Annotated in this window: 25 protein-coding genes and 3 pseudogenes; 7 read left to right on the plus strand and 21 right to left on the minus strand. The window is 50.5% G+C overall.

Annotated features, from left to right (window positions below; genetic code table 11):
* Positions 1-10 precede the first annotated feature (10 nt).
* The 3 genes from IPN95_16175 to IPN95_16185 all read right to left on the minus strand — a co-directional run bounded on the left by IPN95_16175 (position 11) and on the right by IPN95_16185 (position 3,421).
* Complete coding sequence (locus IPN95_16175; GenBank protein ID MBK9450911.1) at positions 11-517, minus strand: TetR/AcrR family transcriptional regulator; 507 nt, start codon at positions 515-517, stop codon at positions 11-13.
* 399 nt (positions 518-916) lie between these two features.
* Positions 917-2,086 carry a T9SS type A sorting domain-containing protein gene (locus IPN95_16180; GenBank protein MBK9450912.1) on the minus strand — a complete coding sequence of 390 codons (1,170 nt, stop codon included), beginning with the start codon at positions 2,084-2,086 and terminating at the stop codon, positions 917-919.
* A 66-nt stretch (positions 2,087-2,152) separates the two neighbouring features.
* A complete protein-coding gene (locus IPN95_16185; GenBank protein MBK9450913.1) occupies positions 2,153-3,421 on the minus strand; it encodes a T9SS type A sorting domain-containing protein in 1,269 nt (422 codons plus the stop codon).
* A 155-nt stretch (positions 3,422-3,576) separates the two neighbouring features.
* Here IPN95_16185 and IPN95_16190 point away from each other — a divergent pair, with 155 nt between their 5' ends.
* From IPN95_16190 to IPN95_16210, 5 genes are all read left to right on the plus strand, one after another.
* A complete protein-coding gene (locus IPN95_16190) occupies positions 3,577-4,164 on the plus strand; it encodes a sigma-70 family RNA polymerase sigma factor (protein ID MBK9450914.1) in 588 nt (195 codons plus the stop codon).
* A 33-nt stretch (positions 4,165-4,197) separates the two neighbouring features.
* Positions 4,198-4,788 (plus strand): hypothetical protein, encoded by a 591-nt coding sequence (locus IPN95_16195; protein ID MBK9450915.1) that lies wholly within the window; start codon positions 4,198-4,200, stop codon positions 4,786-4,788.
* A 37-nt stretch (positions 4,789-4,825) separates the two neighbouring features.
* Complete coding sequence (locus tag IPN95_16200) at positions 4,826-5,344, plus strand: hypothetical protein (protein ID MBK9450916.1); 519 nt, start codon at positions 4,826-4,828, stop codon at positions 5,342-5,344.
* Between the two features lie 142 nt (positions 5,345-5,486).
* On the plus strand, positions 5,487-5,714 hold the full coding sequence (locus IPN95_16205) for a DUF433 domain-containing protein (protein ID MBK9450917.1): 228 nt from the start codon (positions 5,487-5,489) through the stop codon (positions 5,712-5,714).
* Complete coding sequence (locus tag IPN95_16210; protein ID MBK9450918.1) at positions 5,711-6,058, plus strand: DUF5615 family PIN-like protein; 348 nt, start codon at positions 5,711-5,713, stop codon at positions 6,056-6,058. Before IPN95_16205 ends, IPN95_16210 begins: the two co-directional genes overlap by 4 nt.
* Positions 6,059-6,086: 28 nt before the next feature.
* Here IPN95_16210 and IPN95_16215 read toward each other — a convergent pair whose 3' ends face one another.
* The 9 genes and pseudogenes from IPN95_16215 to IPN95_16255 all read right to left on the minus strand — a co-directional run bounded on the left by IPN95_16215 (position 6,087) and on the right by IPN95_16255 (position 12,418).
* Complete coding sequence (locus tag IPN95_16215; GenBank protein ID MBK9450919.1) at positions 6,087-7,853, minus strand: OmpA family protein; 1,767 nt, start codon at positions 7,851-7,853, stop codon at positions 6,087-6,089.
* A 103-nt stretch (positions 7,854-7,956) separates the two neighbouring features.
* Positions 7,957-8,286, minus strand: coding sequence for a hypothetical protein (locus IPN95_16220; GenBank protein MBK9450920.1), 330 nt, complete (start codon positions 8,284-8,286; stop codon positions 7,957-7,959).
* Between the two features lie 65 nt (positions 8,287-8,351).
* Positions 8,352-9,254 (minus strand): annotated as a pseudogene (locus IPN95_16225) (YitT family protein).
* Between the two features lie 201 nt (positions 9,255-9,455).
* Positions 9,456-9,935 carry an FAD-binding oxidoreductase gene (locus tag IPN95_16230; GenBank protein MBK9450921.1) on the minus strand — a complete coding sequence of 160 codons (480 nt, stop codon included), beginning with the start codon at positions 9,933-9,935 and terminating at the stop codon, positions 9,456-9,458.
* Positions 9,936-10,133: 198 nt separating this feature from the next.
* Positions 10,134-10,433, minus strand: a complete 300-nt coding sequence (locus IPN95_16235; protein ID MBK9450922.1) for an FAD-dependent oxidoreductase — start codon at positions 10,431-10,433, stop codon at positions 10,134-10,136.
* A gap of 37 nt (positions 10,434-10,470) precedes the next feature.
* A complete protein-coding gene (locus tag IPN95_16240) occupies positions 10,471-11,070 on the minus strand; it encodes a hypothetical protein (GenBank protein ID MBK9450923.1) in 600 nt (199 codons plus the stop codon).
* A 121-nt stretch (positions 11,071-11,191) separates the two neighbouring features.
* Positions 11,192-11,761, minus strand: coding sequence for a hypothetical protein (locus IPN95_16245; protein ID MBK9450924.1), 570 nt, complete (start codon positions 11,759-11,761; stop codon positions 11,192-11,194).
* Positions 11,758-12,114, minus strand: a complete 357-nt coding sequence (locus tag IPN95_16250; protein ID MBK9450925.1) for a hypothetical protein — start codon at positions 12,112-12,114, stop codon at positions 11,758-11,760. Before IPN95_16250 ends, IPN95_16245 begins: the two co-directional genes overlap by 4 nt.
* A gap of 127 nt (positions 12,115-12,241) precedes the next feature.
* Positions 12,242-12,418: a hypothetical protein gene (locus IPN95_16255; GenBank protein MBK9450926.1), complete on the minus strand. Its 177-nt coding sequence runs from the start codon at positions 12,416-12,418 to the stop codon at positions 12,242-12,244.
* Positions 12,419-12,559: 141 nt separating this feature from the next.
* Here IPN95_16255 and IPN95_16260 point away from each other — a divergent pair, with 141 nt between their 5' ends.
* The gene (locus IPN95_16260; GenBank protein ID MBK9450927.1) at positions 12,560-12,976 is read left to right on the plus strand and encodes a hypothetical protein; all 417 of its coding nucleotides are present in this window, start codon (positions 12,560-12,562) and stop codon (positions 12,974-12,976) included.
* A gap of 137 nt (positions 12,977-13,113) precedes the next feature.
* Here IPN95_16260 and IPN95_16265 read toward each other — a convergent pair whose 3' ends face one another.
* From IPN95_16265 to lysS, 6 genes and pseudogenes are all read right to left on the minus strand, one after another.
* Complete coding sequence (locus IPN95_16265) at positions 13,114-13,743, minus strand: hypothetical protein (GenBank protein MBK9450928.1); 630 nt, start codon at positions 13,741-13,743, stop codon at positions 13,114-13,116.
* Positions 13,740-13,904, minus strand: coding sequence for a hypothetical protein (locus IPN95_16270; GenBank protein ID MBK9450929.1), 165 nt, complete (start codon positions 13,902-13,904; stop codon positions 13,740-13,742). Before IPN95_16270 ends, IPN95_16265 begins: the two co-directional genes overlap by 4 nt.
* 141 nt (positions 13,905-14,045) lie before the next feature.
* Complete coding sequence (locus IPN95_16275; GenBank protein MBK9450930.1) at positions 14,046-14,456, minus strand: DUF349 domain-containing protein; 411 nt, start codon at positions 14,454-14,456, stop codon at positions 14,046-14,048.
* A 144-nt stretch (positions 14,457-14,600) separates the two neighbouring features.
* Complete coding sequence (locus IPN95_16280; protein ID MBK9450931.1) at positions 14,601-14,927, minus strand: DUF349 domain-containing protein; 327 nt, start codon at positions 14,925-14,927, stop codon at positions 14,601-14,603.
* A 375-nt stretch (positions 14,928-15,302) separates the two neighbouring features.
* Positions 15,303-15,446 carry a hypothetical protein gene (locus IPN95_16285; protein ID MBK9450932.1) on the minus strand — a complete coding sequence of 48 codons (144 nt, stop codon included), beginning with the start codon at positions 15,444-15,446 and terminating at the stop codon, positions 15,303-15,305.
* Positions 15,447-15,703: 257 nt separating this feature from the next.
* Positions 15,704-17,341: pseudogene (gene lysS / locus IPN95_16290) on the minus strand (lysine--tRNA ligase).
* 607 nt (positions 17,342-17,948) lie between these two features.
* Between lysS and IPN95_16295 the strand changes: the two are divergent.
* Positions 17,949-18,167: a hypothetical protein gene (locus tag IPN95_16295; GenBank protein ID MBK9450933.1), complete on the plus strand. Its 219-nt coding sequence runs from the start codon at positions 17,949-17,951 to the stop codon at positions 18,165-18,167.
* Between the two features lie 8 nt (positions 18,168-18,175).
* On the opposite strand, the pseudogene IPN95_16300 reads toward IPN95_16295, so the two are convergent.
* From IPN95_16300 to IPN95_16310, 3 genes and pseudogenes are all read right to left on the minus strand, one after another.
* Positions 18,176-19,184, minus strand: a pseudogene (locus IPN95_16300) (RluA family pseudouridine synthase).
* Positions 19,185-19,562: 378 nt separating this feature from the next.
* Positions 19,563-19,787, minus strand: a complete 225-nt coding sequence (locus IPN95_16305; protein ID MBK9450934.1) for a hypothetical protein — start codon at positions 19,785-19,787, stop codon at positions 19,563-19,565.
* Positions 19,784-20,062 carry a prolipoprotein diacylglyceryl transferase gene (locus IPN95_16310; protein ID MBK9450935.1) on the minus strand — a complete coding sequence of 93 codons (279 nt, stop codon included), beginning with the start codon at positions 20,060-20,062 and terminating at the stop codon, positions 19,784-19,786. The genes IPN95_16305 and IPN95_16310 overlap by 4 nt, the downstream gene beginning before the upstream one ends.
* Positions 20,063-20,073 lie beyond the last annotated feature (11 nt).

A 20,073-nucleotide genomic window follows, 5' to 3' on the forward strand; every position in this document is an offset into this window, starting at 1 on the left:
CAAAAATTTTTCAGAGTTTGGCGAGAAAGTCATTGAAGTATTCCAATGCATCGGCAATCAAGTTTTCATGAGGGATATCTTGAATGATCTCGATACGGCGGCAACATTTGAGTGCGCAAATGCCATGTACGCAGCTCCAAATGAGGAAACTGAGCCGAATAGGTTCTTTCCCGAGAAAGCGGCCGACCGATTGGCATTCTTGGACTACGCTGATCAGATTTTCAAAAGACAAGGCACCCATTTTCCATTCTTCAGGCTTTTCCTCGCCTTGTAACGGTTTGTGGATGATGAACATGAGTTCATAGTAATCAGGGTTTTCCAAGGCAAACTGGACATAAGCGCGCCCCATGGCGACGAGTTTTTCCAGTGGATCCCGCACGTGTTGCAGCACAGCCATATCCCTGTTCATGCGCATGAAACCTTCGGTATGAAGGTCATGGATCAGTGCGTTTTTGTCCTTGTAATACAGGTAAATGGTGGCCGGGCTGTATTCGATCGCCTCTGCAATGGCGCGCATCGAAGTGGCTTCAAAGCCTCCTTTCGACAAAGAGTTTCTTTGCCGCTTCGAGGATCAGCGCTCGCATTTCTTCGCGCTCCCTGTTGTTTTCTGTCTTCGATTCCCATGATGTGATCTTAACGGCGTCAAAGTTATGAACAGTGTTCAGTGAAATGCAAGTGGGGGAGAAAAAAATGTTGCGAGGTGTCTAAATCATCGGGAAACAAGGCTATTAGCCCTTCGTCATCAAAGATTTTGACAGGGAATCGGTATAAAATCCGATCGTAAAACAATGATGAGATTGCTTATCTACGACTTCGTTGGAAACTTGACTTGTCTGGCGGGATCAGAGATTTTCAAGCAGAGTTAGGTTGATGTTTAGACTTCAACCCATCCCACGACCAAAAAACCAAAGCTAATTTACTCCCGCACCAAAACCCGTCGGCAGCTTTTTCCCTCGGCATTCAAGAAGTAAACGCCCCGTGGCAAGCCTGACAAATCGATCTCGGTGGATTTTTCCTCGGAATATCCTTGAAAAACGAGACTCCCGAGCGCATTCAAAATCGAAAAAGCCCCCGTCCCTTGCACCTGTACGCGTCCTGCAAATGGGTTGGGACTGACGTTCCAGCATTGGTCATCGGCGAAACTTGGCGCGGTTGCCACCGTGCAAACAAAGGTCGTTTGGTTGCTCACCTTGCCCGCCGTCACGTCGGCTTGCAGGCTATCCCCACACAAAAAGGTCAGCGCATTCGCATCGCCCTTGAGATTATAGTTGAAAAACGCAGTCACATAACGTTTGGTCAAGTTGATCTGCACGGCACGCGTCACCGAACCTGCACTGGATACCAAGTCGCAAATCGTCGACCCGTCCGTGAATTTGCAGTGGGCACCGCCGGTGATGCTCACCCATTGTTTGGTGCCGGCAGCGGCATTGTACATCGGCGTTTGATTCGTGTTTTCAGGTGCCGTGTTGTCGGAAGAACCGCTGATCACTTGATAAGGACCGCTGTACGCAGGCAAGGCTGCAATCGCAGACGGATTGGTTTCCGCTGGTGCAAAGCCCGAAACAGCATCAATCTGTGGGTAAACGCCGGGAACCAAACAGGAAGCACCGCCGCCCATGGAATGCCCGCAAACACCCGTCATGGTATCGACATGCTGAAAAAAGTCACTCGCATTGTTCGCCCCTTCAAGCTGGAAATAATTCAAGCAGGCACCCAATTCCTTGGCAAATTCCAAGTGGCTCACGTTGAAGCCATTCTGGACATTCGGGCTGATGACGATATAGCCCCAAGAGGCGAGATGGCTGCAAATTTGCCCGTAATCGAGGTAGTTGAGGTTAAAACCATGGCCCAGTGCAATCACCGGAAAGGTGCCGGCTGCGACGGGCACGCCTGTACCAGAGCCCGTGCCGGGATACCAAACGTGCGTGGCAACCGAAGGCGTCTGCAATCCGTTGTCGGTGAAGGTGATATCACGTTCACCGACGGCAAAACTGCCGGCACTCGATTGTGCGTTTGCGATTCCTGCAAAGGCGAGCAAAAAGGCGAAAATTGTGAAGGAGATTCCTTGACGTGTAAACTTCAGCATTGCGATCAGTTGAATTGATTTATTTTTCTACAACTAGTGAAAATTAGAAAATGTTAATGTTGAAAATCAATGTACTACGGCAAGTCGAGAAATACCTGACCTTCCGCCGCTCTTGACTTCAACGATGTACATTCCTGCTGGCAAGTCTGCTGTCGAGAGGCGATGTGCCGCCACCAAAGGATTTTCAGTCACATTTTCTGTCCATATCTCCGTCCCACTCAACGTGTGGACATGCACCGAATAACCTTCCGCCGATTCGGGTAACTGAAATCCGAGGATGCAATGATCGTCGGCTGGGTTGGGCTGCAATTGCAGGCGGATCTTCTCTGGATGGCCCTGCCGCAATGCAACAATTTCGGAAACCATAAATTCGCCGTTGCGGTCGGTCATGCCGAGGCGGTAAAAGTTCAGTCCCTCGGTGGGGGCATCATGCAAAAAGCCGGTATTCAGCTGCTGAGGATCGGGGTGGAGCCATTGTTGGATCATGCTAAAATGTTCACCGTCAGTGCTATGTTCCAGCCAGAGTTCGGAAAGTTCCGTTGCCGGACGCACTTCCCAATGAAGCTGATTACCGTTGGGACGCGCCTCGCCATGGAATTCGTTGATGGAAACGGGCAAGATTGCTGCGGGACGTACCACGACCGAATCAATCATGTAATAGGCCGCGCCGGTTGCAAAAATGCAGGTTCCTGCACTCGCACCAAAGTTGAAGATGCTGGTATTGGCATCGCTGTAAAAATTGCCGATCGTGATGTAGCGTTCCGTGCCGTTGGAGATGAAGGTGCCTGAAACGGGCGTCCAGTTGACTTTGTCGAGGACTTGTCCCGGTCTTTCGACGGTTGGGACGACCGTGATCGGAGCGTTGCCTGCTTGGGCAATGGCATTCGCAGAGATGTAAAGTCCCAATCGGTTGGTGCCGTACCTGCACAAACTGCCCAATTTTGTGCGATAGGAGGCGCGATACACGGTTCCAGACACGCAAAGGCTGGTCAATTGCGCCTGAATGTACTCTTTGAGCCCGCCGCCAGCGGTATAATACCATAAAAATCCGGCGTAGGCCGTTCCATGAAACGCCGCCGAACTGCCCACGCAGTTGTTGGCCGTGTTGAAGTCCAAACAGCTGACTCCAGCAGTTGTGCAGGGGGTAAACAAATCGGGCGTGATAATCGATCCGGGAGGCCGATTCCAACTTGCCACAAATCCATTCGAGATGGCGCTGTTGCCTCCCGGGCATCCCGTGTAGGTTTCAAACGATGGGTTAGGCACAAGATTCTGCGCAAATCCGGCAGCATTGAGCAATACAAACAGTAAAACCAGTGTGTGAATGCGAGACATGACCCAAGTACCAAGTGAACTCAATGATAACGAATTATGGTTGGAATTCAAAGGATGATTCGGTGGAATTCATCGTCAGATCCACCTTTAAGACGCGCTATTTTCCCGAAGGTCAAAAAAATCTTATTCGGCCATTAAACCCTTTCCGATCTTGCTTGTCAAAGCTCAAAATCGCGTTACCCTCCATGGATTCAGCCAAGAAACTCGGCGAACCAGAAATCATCGCACTGATGCAGAACCCCGTTCGAAAAGAACAGGGCTTGGCGGCGTTGATGGAGCTTTTCCAGCGACCTTTGTACTGCCATATTCGCAAAATGGTCGGCGATCATGACGACAGTGACGACATTCTCCAAAACACGTTTGTCAAGGCTTGGCGTTTTTTTGACGGGTTTCGGGCCGAATCTTCACTTAAAACCTGGCTCTTCCGGATTGCGACAAATGAATGCCTCACGCTACTGGAAAAGCGGAAAAAGCGGAACCTCAGCGACCTTCGAGACATCGAAAACAATCTCGGGCATAGTGAACAAGTAACTTCAACGATGACAGGAGAAGACATTCAGCAAAGGCTCGAAGCAGCTGTGGCCTCCTTGCCTGACAAACAAAAGCAGGTATTTGTGATGAAATACTACGACGAAATGAAATACTCCGAGATGGTCGAAATTTTGGGCGGAACCGAAGGTTCGCTCAAGGCGAGCTTCCACCATGCGGTCAAAAAAATTGAAAATTATCTTCAGGCCGGTTAAACCATTTCCCAAATCAACGATCAAAGTACTGTTATGCGACACGAAGATTTACACGAAGAAGATTGGAAGGACGAAGCCCCGCTGCTCGCCTCGCTCGGCAAAGACGCCGGGCCGGATGTGCCCGAGGGATATTTCGAAGGCCTGCCGGAAAGCGTTTTGAGTCGCATTCGCAGCCTTCCAAAAGAGGAGGCCACGGAAACTCCGGTTATTCAAATGAATGCAGGTGGCCAAGTTTCCGAAGCACGGCCGATGCGCACGGTAGCGTTCCGACGTACCATGTTTTGGAGTGTAGCAGCTGGAATCGCGCTTTTGGCGACTTTCGGCACATATTTCCTGCTGAAAACGGAGGAAAACACTGAAACCACCTATGCCGAAGAAGCCATCCGGCAGGAGACCATGGTACAATTGGCTTCCTTGGATTCCAGGGAAATCACGCCTTACCTCGACGTCACGGATGTGAGTGATGAGCAACTTTTTGCGGCATTGGGCAGCGAAGCGGAAGGGGCATTCGAAGGAGAAGACCACGAAGTGCAGCAAGATGAAGCCGCTGAATACCTTGAGGATGTGAACCTCGACGAAATTGATTGGCAGGAATTGGACCTAGACTTGGAAGATTTGCAATAAAATGCTGTTGAAGAAAGAATTACAAAGAGGAAAGATTATGAAACGGATGATGATTTTGATGGGCTTGCTTTTGACCTTGCTTACGCAGCCGCTGATGGCGCAACCGCCTGCTGCCGGCGGGGATTTGGAGGCCATTCGGGTGGGATATATCACCAAGAAGCTGAGCTTGACGACGGACGAGGCCAAGGTCTTTTGGCCGGTTTACGATGCCTACCGCGACGAAATGAAACTTGTGCGCGACGATCAGCGCGACAATGTGCAATCGGCAAAGGAAAACTTTGACACGATGACCGATCAAGAGGTCGAGACCGCGGTCAACAAGATGCTCGACAACCGCCGCAAGGAGCTGGACATCACCCTCAAGTACCACGAGCAGTTCAAGAAAGTGATCAACATCCGCAAGGTGGCCAAGCTCTACAAAGCCGAACGTGAGTTCACGCAGTTGCTGCTCGCGCGCTTGCAAGAGCGACGTGAAGGTGGCGCACCCGGTGGTCCGGGCGGCCCGGGCGGCCCAGGAGGCGGTGGACCCGGCGGCGGACGCAGGTTTCAGCGATAATTCGAAATGCTGTTCAGAAATCATGGCCGCTCCTTTTCGGGGCGGCTTTTTTTCTTCTGAAAGAGTTTTTTCTATTAGCTGCAAGAGTTGACAAAGGTTCTCAAATCCCTTGACATTGATTATATTTGAAAAAAGGCCACCAATGGATTACCGTAAATACATCGTTAGAAATCCAGAAGTTATGATGGGGAAGCCCACCATTAAGGGTTCCCGAATAACAGTAGAATTGATTTTGCGAAAACTCGCAGGAGGTTATTCCGTCGATGATTTGCTGAAAAGTTATCCCCACCTGGAAAGGGAACAGATTGCAGCTGTTTTTGCTTACACTGCAGATATGGTTGCAAATGAGGAGGTACGCGAAGCATCATGATCATTTTCGACGAAAATGTCGAGGACTATTGGATCAAGTTGCTTTCGGCGAAAGGCTATCAGAATATTTCCATTCGAAAAGAATTTCGCGGAATTTCTGACCTTGAAGTCGTGGAAATCGTTCGCGAACATGGAGGACTTTTGATTACTGAGGATAAAGATTTTGGGGAATTGATATTTTCACATCATATCGAAAAGGTTGCTGTGTTATTTATTCGCTACGACCAACCGCTATATTCCCAGATTGAAGGCGCTGTTCTTCAGGCTATTGAGGACTATTTCAGGGACCCGCATTTACAATTCATTACAGTTTCTAAGTTGAAAGTAAGAACAAGGCGGCTTTGATTACCTTCCTTCGGTCCTTCCAACTGACCTATTCCTCCAAAAACTCCACCTCCACACGCCGATTCAACGCTTTGCCTTCGTCCGTTTCATTGGTGCTGCAAGGCCGGGATTCCCCTATGCCAAATGAGGTGATACGCTTAGCATCAATCGTCTGACTGATCAAATAGTCCATCACGGCACGGGCACGGCTCTCCGAAAGCTTCAAGTTGTAGCCATCTTCGCCGTCGCTGTCGGTATGCCCGGACAATCGAATCTTCAAATCCGGATGGCTTTTCAGAAAGTCGGCCAAGCTATCCAGCAAGGGCAAGGATTTTGGCAGTAGCCGCGATTTGTCAAATTCGAATTGGAGGTTGCGCAACACAAGCGTATCGCCAGCCTTGAATTCTTGGAAGCCAGTGGTGACGTGGGAGTCTGCCGGTTCAGTCATTGTCGTCGGAATCGGCTCTGGTTGTGACCCAGGGCAGGAGCATGTAGGGTCGCCGACTCCATGTAATCCGACATCGTCGATGTAGTAATAGCAGCAATCCTTGAATTGGATCCCCTTTTTCGGACCATTTTCCAGTCGGTGCATATGCGAATCGGCATTTCCCCGGTAGTTCCCGATCATGATCGTTTGTTCGTCGCCTTTGGCGATGAAGGTGCCGTGCAAAAAGACCCATTCGTTCCAATTGTCAAGGATTTTGCCATTGCTGAGCGTGATCAACTCGGTGGTATCCACGCCGACTTGGCAATTGTTCATCCCCTGATCGTCGCGGGTGATTTGGAGTTGCAGTTCATCGAGTGCGTGGTCACTGACTTCCGCGAGGGAAACCCAGATGCTCAAACAATACTTTTTCCCAGCGATCAAGGGCGTTTTTAGGCGCGTAGCCACAAATTCGCGGTAGTTTTGCCGCTCCTGAAGCATTGCCCAGATGCCGCCATATCCGTTGCCATTGTGGGGCATTTGTTCTCCTAATTCATTTTTAGGAACGGCTGCTGTACCGGTTCCGCAGACATGGTAAAAGTCCGGCGAATTTTGTTTGATGCGCCAGGCGCGTGCATTTTGCAAGTCTTCCCGTTGTTTTGGGCAGGCGAAAAGTTGCTCAAAACCCGAATTGGGCACGAGGTTGTTGGGATCCTCGTCTTCTGCGACAAACAATTCGCTTTCACAACCTGACTTGCTCGTGCTTTCATACAATTCGAAGGCATCCAAGTAGGTGTAGGCGCGGTAATCGATTGCGGCAAAATGGCCGACTACCAAGGTTTTTCGCCTCCTTTTTGCCGTATAGGTTTTGGTAAACATTGCCCATCCGATGGATTCAGGGCCCATTTTCCAGTTGGCATTCAATTGTGTGGCGACCGGAATGTCCAAAAGATCCCAATTTGGAATGGTCAACGAAGTATCCAAAAAGCAAGCCCGCAAGGCCATCCGACCGTCACTACTTGGACTCGGCGCCGCTGCGCGGAATCGCAAACAATAGGCGCGACCCGCCACAAGCGGTTCTGCCAGATTGATCTGCAAAAATTCCTTTTCCTGATTTCCGCAAAGAATGCCCGCATAACCTGCGCCTTCAAACGCGTCGCGTGTGCCAAAAAAGTTGTTGGGAACACCGACCGTTTCGAAGTTTTTGACGAAGCATTTGTTGAAATAGTCGGGCGTGCCCGTATTGGGGCTGCTCCAAAATGCGACGCGATCCAATTGCCCCAGAGCCTTGGGACATTTTTTCATGTCCTCAAATCCGCCGTTGGGAATGAGGTTTTGGGCATAAGCAATGCCAAAATGGATCAAGCAGATCAGGAGCAAGCAACGTTTCATGGCGCGGCATTCGGGATTGGATCAAAGAATGCCTTGGCGTAACAGCACACGATTCAGAGCGCAAACTTTGTCGAATGCTCAAGGAAAGCTGCTGAGATGGAGCTTATTTCATCCCCATTACCACAAGAAAGCGCAATAAGTTGTTCTCTTGCTCCGCCGTAATCGTGTTGCCGGTTTTCCGTTTGGCCTTCACGCACATTTCTGGAACGATATGTTTCCATGCCTCTTCTGACCGAGATTTGGGCTTGGGAGCTTTGTGGCATGCGCCGCAGTTGAGATCATAGACGGCTTTGCCTTCGGTGAGTTGTGCCAGCGTGACATCGGCAAACTTAGCCGTTCCACGGTCGGCATCTGCCTGAATCGGCGCAGCAATTTTTGTCGTTCCGCAAGCGACGGCAAACAAAAGGGTAGAGATGAAGAAGTACTTTTTCATTGGGGAATGATTTTCGCAATGATAGCAATTTTCGGGGATTGAAGGTGGCTTTATCGGTCGATGTGTCAGTGATCCAACGCTCGTTTTTTGATCATTCCACCGCGCGTATCCCGTACCGAGCTCATTACAACAAATGCTTCAGCGTCAATGCGTTGAATTTCGGACTTGAGCTTATTCAATTCCAGCCTTGTGATGACCGTGTAAAGAATGTCAACTTCGGATGTTTCGCCGCGCCTGCCATATCCCCCCTTGCCTTTGTACACGGTCACCCCACGCCCCATCTCGTTGGTGATCATGAGCCTGATTTCGTGGCTACGAATCGAAATAATGGTCACCCCGGTATATTCATCGATGCCATCGACGATATAGTCCAAAGTTTTGGAGGCAATCAGGTAGGTGATCAAGGCATACATTGCCGTTTCAAGGTTCAGAAGATAAGCTGCCACACTAAAAATAGCGACATTCAAGCCAATGATGATGTCGCCAATCGTTGTGCCCAACTTGCGGCTGAGGTAGATCGCTAAAACCTCCGTGCCGTCCAGTACGGCACCTCCTCTCACTGAAAAGCCAATGCCTGCTCCCAAGAAAAAACCTCCAAAGATGGCCACCAGAGACTGTCATGGGTGATTACCGGGAAATGTATTGTTGAAAACACCTATCGCCAACGCGGAAATGGAAACGGCTGATTTGAGAGCGAATTGCCGGTCAACCACCTTGAACGCCATGATCACAAAAGGGATGTTGATGATCACGATCAGAATTCCCAGCGACCATCCTGTCAGTTCAGAGGTCAAGAGGGAAATTCCCGTTGCGCCACCATCAATGAATTTGTTGGGCAGCAGAAATCCTTCCAATCCCAACGCTGCCAATCCGACCCCAATGGAGATGAGGATGAAGTCTTTCAGCCATTTTTTAGCCAAACGCTTAAATTCTTTGAGCGCTTTTTGAAACTCGGCAGGAGAAAGCACCTCATCTTTCTTCCGGTTTTCCCCTTCGCCTTCTCACGACGGATGGAATTGACGATGATTTGCGTAAAAATGGGACCCATGAATTCTTGCGTTTGACGGTGACAATTCTGCACGATTGGCAGATCGCCCGATGCGGTGATTAGCCTAAAATACCATTAGAATACGGATACTGTGGTCGATTAGCTGTAGCAACACTGAATTTTAATGCAATTCTAACCCATTGACCAAGGCTAGCACCGCATCCGCACAACCCCATGAAACGGTGTATCCAGCGCCTCCGTGGCCGTAATTGTGAACAAATTCGCCGTCCCACTCGAGGCGGATCGTTGCTCGGTTCGGCCGTAATCCGACGACCTTGTCCAAAATTTCCACCTTACCAAGATCGGGAACCAACCTTCGGCAACGGTCGATGATGCGATTCCCCAAATCCTCATCCCATTCCAACGAAGATTCTCCAGCCACCGCCGTGCCACCCAAGACGATGTCATGGGTGCGCGGAAAGATGTAAGTGGCCTCAAATAATTCAGCTCCGTCCATTGAATCTGCAGAAACGAATGGAATGTTGGCCTGCCGGGCAATTTTTACCAATTGTCCCCGAATCGGATAAAGCGTTGGGTCATTTGCCAATTCCTTGGCTCCCAGGCCAGTGCAATTGATGACGATGGGTGATTCTAAACGCAAATCCGCTAGATTTTGAATCTCTCGAGCTGAATTTCCCACCGCCTTGGCGGAACGTTTCCAGTAAATAGGGCAAGTAGATCGGCGTTTCAATCATGGGAACGTCCATCACAAAGCCCATGGGCTGTCCATCGGTCAATCCGGCAGCAGTGGCATTGCGCCATCTTCCTTCCGGAATTGCGTCGAGCCCCAAGCCGACTCCTAGACTGCACAAACTCCGTGAATTGGACCATCTTTACGCCCGTTTCCCGGATTCTCTGACAAGGTTTCCAAAACCCTGTAAGTCGCTCGACTCCAGCGGTTCACCGCTTCCAACGGCCCTGTTTTGTAGGGAAACCAGATCGCAGCGGCGACCGCGGATGTGGTATCGGCGGGCATTTCCCGCGTATGCATGCGCACACGATAGCCCGCGCGTTGCAACACGATCGCAGTCGTGAGGCCAGAAACGCCACAGCCGACGATGATCACAGTTGGAAGATTGGGCCGCTTGGGTGTTACCATGCGGTTGTGTTATCGATCGATTCTACAAGGCTGATTTTCATAGTGTTCCTTGAAAAAACTCCTTCAGGCGCTTGGCTTGCCATAGGACAAGGGCGGCATCATCCTTGTGATAAAGCTGATATTCCGCCTCTTCCTCGTTGACTTTCTCAGTGTATTCAACGAGTTTGTCACCTTTGAAGTAGAATCGGTTTTCACAGGTTTTTTCATTGTTCCCGCTGAATTCCTTGAAATAATAAAACAGCAAGTTGCCTTCGGAATCGAACAAGTATTCTTCAATTTGCTCATTCGCGCTGCGCGTGCTCCCGATGTTGAGCTTTCTCAGAACATAAGTCGGGCCGTTTTCGCCCTCAATGCTGCCGCGTTCAAACCAAAAGTCCCTGACGGCTCCATAGTTGCCGACTGCTGCCCATGGACTGTTTTTCTTGTTGACGGTCAGGCTGTTGAGATAGAGCCGGCATTCTTCGGGTTCTTCCGCATTTTGGCATTCGAGAATTTTGTCCCCGACCTCTTTGTACACCGCACGGATATGGTTGACCTCGACATTGTTTTGTGCCGTCAGTCGATTCCCATTTGCCGAAAAAAGCAATAGGAGCGGGGAAAGGATCAAAATCGGGAGAACACGAAGGCCATTTTTCATTGATTCGGGTTTAAAGTTCCTTTTCCCCATAAAAGCTTTCCTGATTCTGTATCGAGGCATGCCATGCGTAATTGGGAGACAAAAAACGAGGTAATTTTTGGATACACCAGCCCATTCATAATCAAACCTCGGGGTTTCCTTTGGAATAAACCTCTTCGAATGCGCCAGCCTGATCGGCTTTGGAAGAATTGTGGTAGAATTTTGGCAAATGTGTTGTCCAAACAATCCTCCAGCCGTTGTTGGGGTCCAAATTTACACGGCTGATGAGGGTATGCGCGGTATCTGCGACAAGGTTGGCATGATGCACGTAGACCGATTTGTCATCTGTACTGAGCAGGAAACTTCCCGAAAAGTGGCTTGATGACCTTTTGGCATTTTCGAAGTCTCGTTGGGCATATTCGGCATCGCGTTTCAGATTAGTGGCATGGTCGTGGATGGCTCGTTGTTCCCAGCTCCATTTGATGTAATCAACTTCTTGCGTGGCTTCCGGATGCGCTGCCGAATAGATTTTGAGGCTGTCTTCCAAGGACTTCCAGCGATTTTCCATCGAATCCAACTTGATGATTTTGCGTTCGGCCGCCTTTTTCTGATCAAAATCCAAGAAAAACTTCCCAAACAGAAAGCTGATCTCCGCGCCGGATTTATTACCGAGATAGGAGATTTCCGCACGTGGATCACCATCAAGGTTCACACTCTTTCATTGGAAAACTGTCCGGAGCCACTCAATGGGTCATTGTCCCAATCTGCGTCAGGCATTTCTGCATCGGTTTTCTGTAGGACAAAAGTCTCTGGATCCATCTGGTATTTGAAACCGGCTTCGTCGGTAAGCACAATCCGCTGCGATTCATAATCCACTCCAAAATATTGGTCGATCAACGGCCAATCAGGTCTCTCCGGTTTGAAGGCATTCAAGCCGGGCATCTGCGAAAACTCGGTCCAAGTTTTGATCGGCGCGAGCGTTTTCGGGTTGCGGCAATGCAATCCGAGTTCCGGGGTTGATGCTGAACATCCAAACTTTTCCGGGACTGATGCCCAGCACGGCATTGGCTTCCTCAATCATTTCTCCGAGCGGCACACGGCCCCTTGCTCGCCAGTTTTGAGGTCGTAGCTGCTCAATCGATATTCGGTATAGCCGCTGATATGGGTCACACCATTTTCTGTGGATTTAGAATTAGCCTGAAAGATTGCTTCCTTTGCTGATGACAAAATCGCCCTCCGGCCCAGAATAAATGACGTTGACCACGATGTCGTCTGCACGGTCAGTCTCGAGGTCTTTGTGATAGCAGCCGAAATACCAAAGACGATCAATAAGAATGCAATGCCCCAAACCGACGATACCTTGGAGCAATTTCTTCGAAAAATGCGGACTTTTTGAACTTCCATAGCTGGGTCTTTTCGCGAATTTAGTTTGAAAATTTTAAGGATTCACAACGTTGCAGCATATTGCAATCGCCCTCTCGTTTATGTATATTTGCTTAAACACCACCCCATGAGCAAGTTTCACGCAGTTATTGGCAACCCTCGCTTGGAGCAACACTTCATCCACTTTGTGGGCTTCAAACATATGCACCGCCACACAAAAATGTACATTGACCCGACTTCGCAGTACGAACCGGAGCTTCAGGGAATGTACTACGAATCCATGCGGGATGGCGCTTTTGAGGATTTGAAACTTGCTTTGAAAAAGGAAGTCGATCTCAAACCCAAAGACAGCGAATTCAAAAAGATCATTGATGCTGCGATTGAGGACGTTGTCGCAAGGCTGGGAATGGAGCTCATCATTCGGAAAACCAAGGAATTTCTCTGGCAAATGGAAGGCCGTGATCCGGTCGATGTTCCGCCTGCAGTTGCATATTTTCAAAATCTGATGTCGCGCGTTGTCCAACCTGCGACCGCACGCGCTTGATTCTCGGCAAGAGAGGATCTTCCGAAGGATATTTTTGAGACCTATCACGCGATTGGACTCGGAATGGAGGTGTTTTTGGCTCTGCACAAAGTGCAAGCGGATCACAAAATGAGTAATACAGCGCAAATTCGTCCGCACTAAACGCTGGATGGTTTGATCCTCCTAAACGAAAAAACCGCACTACGCCGAGGCATAGTGCGGTTTTCATTACCCCCAATTACTCTCGCTTGCGGATTCCGAGGAATCACTTTGGGCTTCCTCGACCGCTGGAGCATCGACCTGCGGAGCCGCAGGTGTTTCCTCAACCGCAGCCTTGGATTCCACGACAGGAGCAGCCTTGGCTGTTTCCTGCGCAGACCTGGCATGTCCTTGAGCTTCTTCTTCAGTTTTTTCGATTTCTGCCTTTTCGGAATCGATCTGCGCCTGAATTTGATTGCGAAGGCCATCACCGCTTTTCCCTTTTTGAGATAAATAGGATATTGGTCTCGTAGGCTTCGACTTTTTTCCTGGATGATTTGGATTTTCATCCGCATTTTCCGCATTTCATCTTCAGCGGGGTTGCTTGCAACCTGATCGCGACGGTCATTGCCACCCCGACGATCACCACCGCCGCCCTGACGGTCACCACCACCACGGCGTTCGCCGCCGCCTTGACGATCACCACCTCCGCGACGTTCGCCGCCGCCACCACCACCACGGCGCTCACCGCCACCGCCGCCATAACCGCCACCATAAACCGCCGCCGCCACGTGAGCGGGTCTTGTCATAAGTACTGTGTGATGGCATCACGATAGGCACCGTTGATTTTATCCTTCTGCTTGAAGGGCACGTGTCCCGTTTCTTTCCATTTTGCCGCAATCGCCTCAAATTCAGCGCTGTGATCGCCTGGATTGTCGAGTGCCGCAATGGCTTCGACTTGGGAGATCAAGTCAGTTTGATGGCCATGTTGTCCTCAAACTCGCTTTGCTCCACTTACAGCAGCCGTTTTACGGTCAAAGAAGTGTCGCAGGCTGTGCGAAAGCGCTTCCAAAGTTTGTTGAATAGCGTTCGTGTACCGGACCAATGGATTTCATTCCTCTTGGAGTTGCTTGAGAATCTCCGTGGTATCCTTGAGGTGCTCATTGTTCATGACCGCTTCGGCCTTTTCACAAATCGCAGTTTTCTTGATCAGGTTTTCACCGCGTTCCTCGTCAAATACCTTGAAGAATTCGCTTTTTGCGTTGGAAGAAGTGGTCACACTCGGCGCGGTATTCCGTCCAGACTTTGTTGGTCTCATTGGGCCCGGGCCGATGGTTTTCCATTCGTTTTGCAACGCAAGCACCTCGTTGGTGACATCGGTCCAATCCTTGGGGCGCTTGCCATCAAAGTCGTGATGGACTTTGATTTTCGCCAGAATGGCCTTTTTCTTGATCTCGTTTTCGACGCGCTGCTGATCCTGAAGCTCATAATAGCCGGAACGCAGTTCATAAAAACGATCCAAGCATCGCGGAAGGCTGCATTCAGCGTTTCAACATCTTCACGTGGCACGTGACCGATGGTGCGCCAGTATTCCTGGCTGTCGACGCGCTCGCTGCGCTTGTTCCAGTCTTCGCGCGTGATTTGCTCCTCCGTCGGAATCAAAACATCAACTTCGTCGACGACCTCTTTTTCCTCGTGATTGTATTTTGCGGTCCAGTTCCAGAAGTTCCTGATACTGACTACGCAATTTGTAGAAAATGTCGAGGTAGTGGCGATAGGTTTCGTTGAAGGACTGCAAGTCTTTTTGCAGCACCCAACCCACTTCGCGCCATTGGTTTTGAATATCGCGGACTTCTTGGATTTTGGTGACCTGTTCTTCGGTCACGATCGCCTTGAGGCGCTCCAAGAGTTCTTTCTTCTTGTTGGTTGTGTCTTCCTTTTCTTTTTCGCGCTCCGCATAGTAGGCCATACGCTTCTTGTTGAAGCGTGCCATAGCGGTGTTGAAGCGGCTCAGGAGTGCATGTTCGACGGTTTCAGGGTCGATCTTGGACTCAAAAGCTCTTCTTGATGTTCGCGATTTTGGGAAACGAATTCGGCAACCTCTCCGCGTGTGGCGATGCTTTCCATCAGCAGCGTCAGCTCCTGCGGATTGGCTTTCTGACAACACTGTCCAAGTTTTCCTCGTCACCAAGGATTTCTTGCAACAACGAACTCGCGCAGATTCGCCACGGTCTTCCGGTGAATTCAATATGCGAGAAGTCATCTTCCTCGACTTCGGGGTTCCGTCGCCACCTTCGTCAGTCAATTCGACATGCGCTACAGCAACTTTTCCTCGGGTTCCACGATCGGATCCGGCTCGGGTGCCTCCTCAGGCACTTCGGGTTCCACAGCGGAGTTTCAGGTTCAGGTGCTCCACAGGAACTTCGGGTTCCGCGGGCGGCAAAATGATTTCTGGTTCGGGCTCAGCAATCGGCATTTCTGGCGAAACGTCGGGCGATGCGTCGAGATTCACGGACTCTTTTCAGGGTCTGAGGGGGAGAGGTGCGGAAATTCCGTTTCAGGTACCATCAAAATCAGATAGCGTTTCTACAAAAACTAGTTGAACATGCACTAGATTCGACTTCAAATTTAACGGGTTGTGGCGATTTTCACAGCCAATCTTCTGAAATCTCTCCCAATGCAGTGGAAGATATCACTTGGTCCAAGCCTCGACCGCCTCTTTTGCGAGGCTGGCTATTCCAAGTTTGTTTTTCTTGTTGAATCCACAAATCATTGTGGAGCTTTGTTGGTGTTGGCGGACTTGAGGTCGGCAAGGCTGTTAATCCCGAGCTTGCGCAAGGGCTCCATCCATTCGACCGGCACGCCGGCGGAGGCAAATTCCTCGTTCGTGATCGCCTTGGCCTTCTTTTCCGGCTTCATTTGCGGGAAGAAAAGGACATCTTGAATCGAAGGCGAATTGGTCATGATCATCGCCAAACGGTCGATACCCACACCCAATCCTGCGGTAGGCGGCATTCCAAACTCCAGCGAACGCAGGAAGTCTTCGTCAGCACCATGGCTTCGTCGTCGCCGCGTTTGCCCAGCTCGAGTTGCTCCTCAAAGCGCTCCCGTTGATCGATCGGATCGTTCAGCTCGGAGAATGAATTGAGCATTTCCTTGCCGTTGCAGATGGCTTCAAGCGCCTCGACCAATCCGGGCTTGGAACGGTGCTTTTCGCCAATGGGCTCATTTCCAGCGGATAATCCGTGATGAAGGTCGGCTGGATGAGCTTGGGCTCGCAGGTCGCACCAAAGATTTCATCGATCAGCTTGGCTTTGCCCATGCTGTCGTCGGTCTCCACGCCGAGCTGCTTGCAGGCCAACAGCAATGCAGCTTCGTCCATCTCGGAAAGGTCGATGCCGGTGAAATGCTGGATCGCCTCAAACATGGTGTAGCGCCCAAGGCCGCGCAAAGTTGATGTCGTGGTCGCCCACGCGCACAATTGTGCCACCCGTCACGTCAAAGCGACCTTTTCGATCATTTCCTCGACGAGGTCCATCATCCAATAATAGTCCTTGTAGGCCGCATAGAGTTCGATTTGGGTGAACTCCGGATTGTGGAAGCGGGACTGCCCTCGTTGCGGAAGTCTTTGGAAAATTCGTAGACGCCATCAAAGCCGCCGACGATCAAGCGCTTGAGATACAGCTCGTTGGCGATGCGCAGGTACAGCGTCATGTCGAGCGTGTTGTGGTGGGTCTTGAAAGGACGCGCAGCAGCACCGCCATACAACGGCTGCAAAATCGGCGTTTCGACCTCCAGATAACCCTTCGCATTCAGGAATTCCCGCATGCTCTGCACCAGTTTGGTGCGCTTGACAAACGTTTCGCGCACCTCGGGTGCACGATCATATCCAGATACCGCTGACGGTAGCGTTGCTCGAGTTCGGTAAAGCTGTCGTAAAGTTTGCCATCCTCAGCCTCCTTGCGGAAGATGATCGGGCGCAATGTCTTGGTGAGAATGCGGAAACTGTGAACGTGGATGGAAATTTCACCGGTTTGGGTGGTGAACACGTAGCCTTCGACGCCAATGATATCTCCCAGGGAAATGAGGCGCTTGAACACCTCATTGTACATCATCTTATCCTCGCCAGGGCAGATTTCGTCGCGGTTGACATAAACCTGAATCTGTCCAGTAGAGTCTTGAAGCACCGCAAAGATGCCTTTCCCATCACCCGTTTGGTGACAACGCGGCCTGCCAAACTGACTTTGGCAAGCGGCAGCATTTTCAGGTGTGAAATCGCGCAAAATTCCCTCCGCCGTCGCATTCACTTCATAGCCTTCTGCGGGAAAGGGTTCGATACCCAGGGCCCTTTAACTCCTCAACCTCCTTGCGGCGCTGAAGCTCCTGGTCGTTCAACTGATGTTCCATTGACAAAAAACAAATTTTGGCGCAATTTACAGACAATAATTGGTTTCGGGGAAGGAAATGCCAATTTATCGGCGCGGCTTGAATGTGATTCCAACTGCCTCAGGATCGGGTCATCCGTGCAACTTTGTCAGGGAGGCAAGCTTTTTGTGCAAATTCAATAGATTTGTGTCCGATTTCCGGGGGAAGAGGCTGGAATCGCACTTAAGAACGCCATAACTGAAAAATGAAATTGAGAATACTATTGCTCTTGGAGCCTTTTTATGCTTGCTTTTGCCGAACCTTCAAGCCCAGAAAGATACACTTGGTGCCTATTGCAATGTTTTATGTGACTTCTGATAAGCCAGACATTTTGCCGTTTTCAGATCAATGTTTTTTGGCTGATCAATATTCCGTGAAGGATCCAACGAATTTCAAGGCTTTGGGACCCGTCGAAGGTTCGATATCCTTGTTTACGCAGTATGGATGGAGCATGCATTTTTACTTGCCAAATCCAAAGAAAACGAACGTTTGGTGGTGAGCGCTCCTGTCAATTTGCTTGGGAAAGACCTGCAAATGAAAACCGGGAACTTTTTTCATCACCCTTTCTGACAACCGCGGCGCGGGACGCTTGGATGAGCCTGCGGACAATGTCGATTTTGCTACGGTTAGCGGGAATGCAAAAGTGTTGGAATACGTTCCACAAACCGGGAAGATGCCTTATGCCCAATACAAGCTGCAAATGGACCTCCAATTCCGAAAAGTGGATCGGAGCGAAGACGTCGCAAAATTGGTGGGTGAAACGATTCGCCTACGAATGGTGGTGATCATCGATCCAAAACTGGACTGACCGAGGTGCTATTTCCCGCTGGCAGGCGGCGAAATGTAGGTGTCGCGGTAGGCACGCATTTTTTCCAAGGCTAGCTGAAAATCCTCAGGCAATTCGCTGTCAAAAAACACCTTTTTGCGTGTCTGCGGATGCACAAATCCGAGCGTACGCGCATGCAATGCCTGACGCGGCAAAATTTCCATCACGTTGGTGATGAAGGCGTTCCATTTCGGCGTGTGCGGATTGGCGAGGACTTCGTGGCCCCCGTAAAACCAGTCAGAGAACAGCGTATGGCCAATATGCTTCATGTGCACCCTGATTTGGTGGGTGCGGCCTGTTTCCAGCTTGCATTGCACCAAGGTGGCAAATCCAAACCGTTCCAATACCTTATAATGCGTGATCGCACGTTTGCCGAGTGAGCCATCGGTGTAGACCGTGAATTTCTTGCGGTCACCCTTGCTCCGGCCGACGTGACCGAACGATTGTCCCTTCGTCCTGTTTTCACATCGCCCCAAACGATCGCATTGTAAAGCCGGTCGATCGTGCGTTCGTAGAACTGTCTGGCAATGAATTGATTGGAGAAATCATGCTTGGGAACCACGAGCAATCCGCTGGTATCTTTGTCTATGCGGTGCACAAGTTGCGGGAAAACCATTCCTCACGCGGTGCCTCGAGGCGGTCTTTGTTGAGGTGAAACAGCAAACCATGCAACATGGTCCCCGTCCAATTGCCGACACCGGGGTGCACGACCATGTTGGGCGTTTTGTTCACCATCATAAAATCGTCGTCTTCGTAGGCGATGTCGACAGGAATGTCTTCGGGCCCAAGCTGCGGCGGCGGAGGATGTGGCAACATGATCGTGACCTCATCGCCCGGCTTGACCTTGTAACTTGCCTTGATCACCTTGCCGTTGACGCGGACGCAGCCTGCCAAAGCCGCGTTTTTGATCTGCGTACGGCTTTTGTTCCGCATGAGCGAAAACAACCACTGGTCAAACGCATGATCTTCTGACCCGGATCAGGCGTGAACTTTTTGCATGTACAGACTGTCCTCTTCCGTTCCCTCTTCAGGTCGGCTCTCATCGACATACGCGTCGTCGATGTCCAAATCAAATTCGAGGTCTTGGTCTTCTTCCACTACAGTGCAAAGGCATTTGGGATGGCAAAAGTAGCGAATTTTTGCGTACCCTGCAGGAATTTTGCGGCGACAGCATTCGGGTTTCTCAAATCCCGATCAAACGGTTCAGGCCTGCTTCAACAACCTTTTTGCTTCATGGCGATGAAGATGATCAATCCGCCGCCGATCAGCAGCAACGTGGAAATCAATTCTGCCTGCGTAAAATGCATTCCTGGCAAAAATCATAGACCGAATTCACGCGGATCTTTTCAATGGTGAAGCGTTCCAAGCCGATGAGGATCATGTAGATGCCTGGAGCAATCCCGCATATTTCATCCGCTTGCGAATTCCCCAAAGCAAGGCGAAAATACCTGTGCCCATGAGTGTTTCGTAGAAAGGCGTCGGAAAAACGGGGACAGGAAGGTGGCGGCAATATTCGCCTTTGCAGCCTTCGAGCGGGATGCCGTCCATGGCAACGTTGTGGCGGAAGTCCGTGGCAAACATCCAATCAGGCAGGAAACTCAAAACCCGGGTTTCGGAACAAAGGCGTGTTCGGTGCCATTCAAGATGAAATAGGCTTGATTGGCATCGACGGCTTGCTGGAAAATGTCCATGCTTCCGACGGCGACGCCGCCGCGCGGCAGGCTTTGGTAGGCCGCATTCAGAATGCCCCAGTCCCCATCGCCCGACATTTGACAGCCGATTCGACCGACCGCATACGCCAAAATCAAGCCCGGCACAAAGGCATCCACACAGGTAAGAATGTGAAAACCCTTGCGGTACAGATAGTAAATGATCAATCCGCCTGCAC

It is taken from the genome of Bacteroidota bacterium (assembly GCA_016718825.1).
In the GTDB taxonomy this organism is placed as follows: domain Bacteria; phylum Bacteroidota; class Bacteroidia; order J057; family JADKCL01; genus JADKCL01.

What these genes read in the sequence shown, in the direction of transcription:
- IPN95_16180 (MBK9450912.1), bottom strand. Translation starts at nt 2,086, where the DNA reads ATGCTGAAGTTTACACGTCAAGGAATCTCCTTCACAATTTTCGCCTTT.
- IPN95_16195 (MBK9450915.1), top strand. Translation starts at nt 4,198, where the DNA reads ATGCGACACGAAGATTTACACGAAGAAGATTGGAAGGACGAAGCCCCG.
- IPN95_16235 (MBK9450922.1), bottom strand. Translation starts at nt 10,433, where the DNA reads ATGGTAACACCCAAGCGGCCCAATCTTCCAACTGTGATCATCGTCGGC.
- IPN95_16215 (MBK9450919.1), bottom strand. Translation starts at nt 7,853, where the DNA reads ATGAAACGTTGCTTGCTCCTGATCTGCTTGATCCATTTTGGCATTGCT.
- IPN95_16260 (MBK9450927.1), top strand. Translation starts at nt 12,560, where the DNA reads ATGAGCAAGTTTCACGCAGTTATTGGCAACCCTCGCTTGGAGCAACAC.
- IPN95_16200 (MBK9450916.1), top strand. Translation starts at nt 4,826, where the DNA reads ATGAAACGGATGATGATTTTGATGGGCTTGCTTTTGACCTTGCTTACG.
- IPN95_16220 (MBK9450920.1), bottom strand. Translation starts at nt 8,286, where the DNA reads ATGAAAAAGTACTTCTTCATCTCTACCCTTTTGTTTGCCGTCGCTTGC.
- IPN95_16250 (MBK9450925.1), bottom strand. Translation starts at nt 12,114, where the DNA reads ATGCCGTGCTGGGCATCAGTCCCGGAAAAGTTTGGATGTTCAGCATCA.
- IPN95_16240 (MBK9450923.1), bottom strand. Translation starts at nt 11,070, where the DNA reads ATGAAAAATGGCCTTCGTGTTCTCCCGATTTTGATCCTTTCCCCGCTC.
- IPN95_16185 (MBK9450913.1), bottom strand. Translation starts at nt 3,421, where the DNA reads ATGTCTCGCATTCACACACTGGTTTTACTGTTTGTATTGCTCAATGCT.
- IPN95_16210 (MBK9450918.1), top strand. Translation starts at nt 5,711, where the DNA reads ATGATCATTTTCGACGAAAATGTCGAGGACTATTGGATCAAGTTGCTT.
- IPN95_16175 (MBK9450911.1), bottom strand. Translation starts at nt 517, where the DNA reads ATGCGCGCCATTGCAGAGGCGATCGAATACAGCCCGGCCACCATTTAC.
- IPN95_16280 (MBK9450931.1), bottom strand. Translation starts at nt 14,927, where the DNA reads ATGGCACGCTTCAACAAGAAGCGTATGGCCTACTATGCGGAGCGCGAA.
- IPN95_16265 (MBK9450928.1), bottom strand. Translation starts at nt 13,743, where the DNA reads ATGACAAGACCCGCTCACGTGGCGGCGGCGGTTTATGGTGGCGGTTAT.
- IPN95_16205 (MBK9450917.1), top strand. Translation starts at nt 5,487, where the DNA reads ATGGATTACCGTAAATACATCGTTAGAAATCCAGAAGTTATGATGGGG.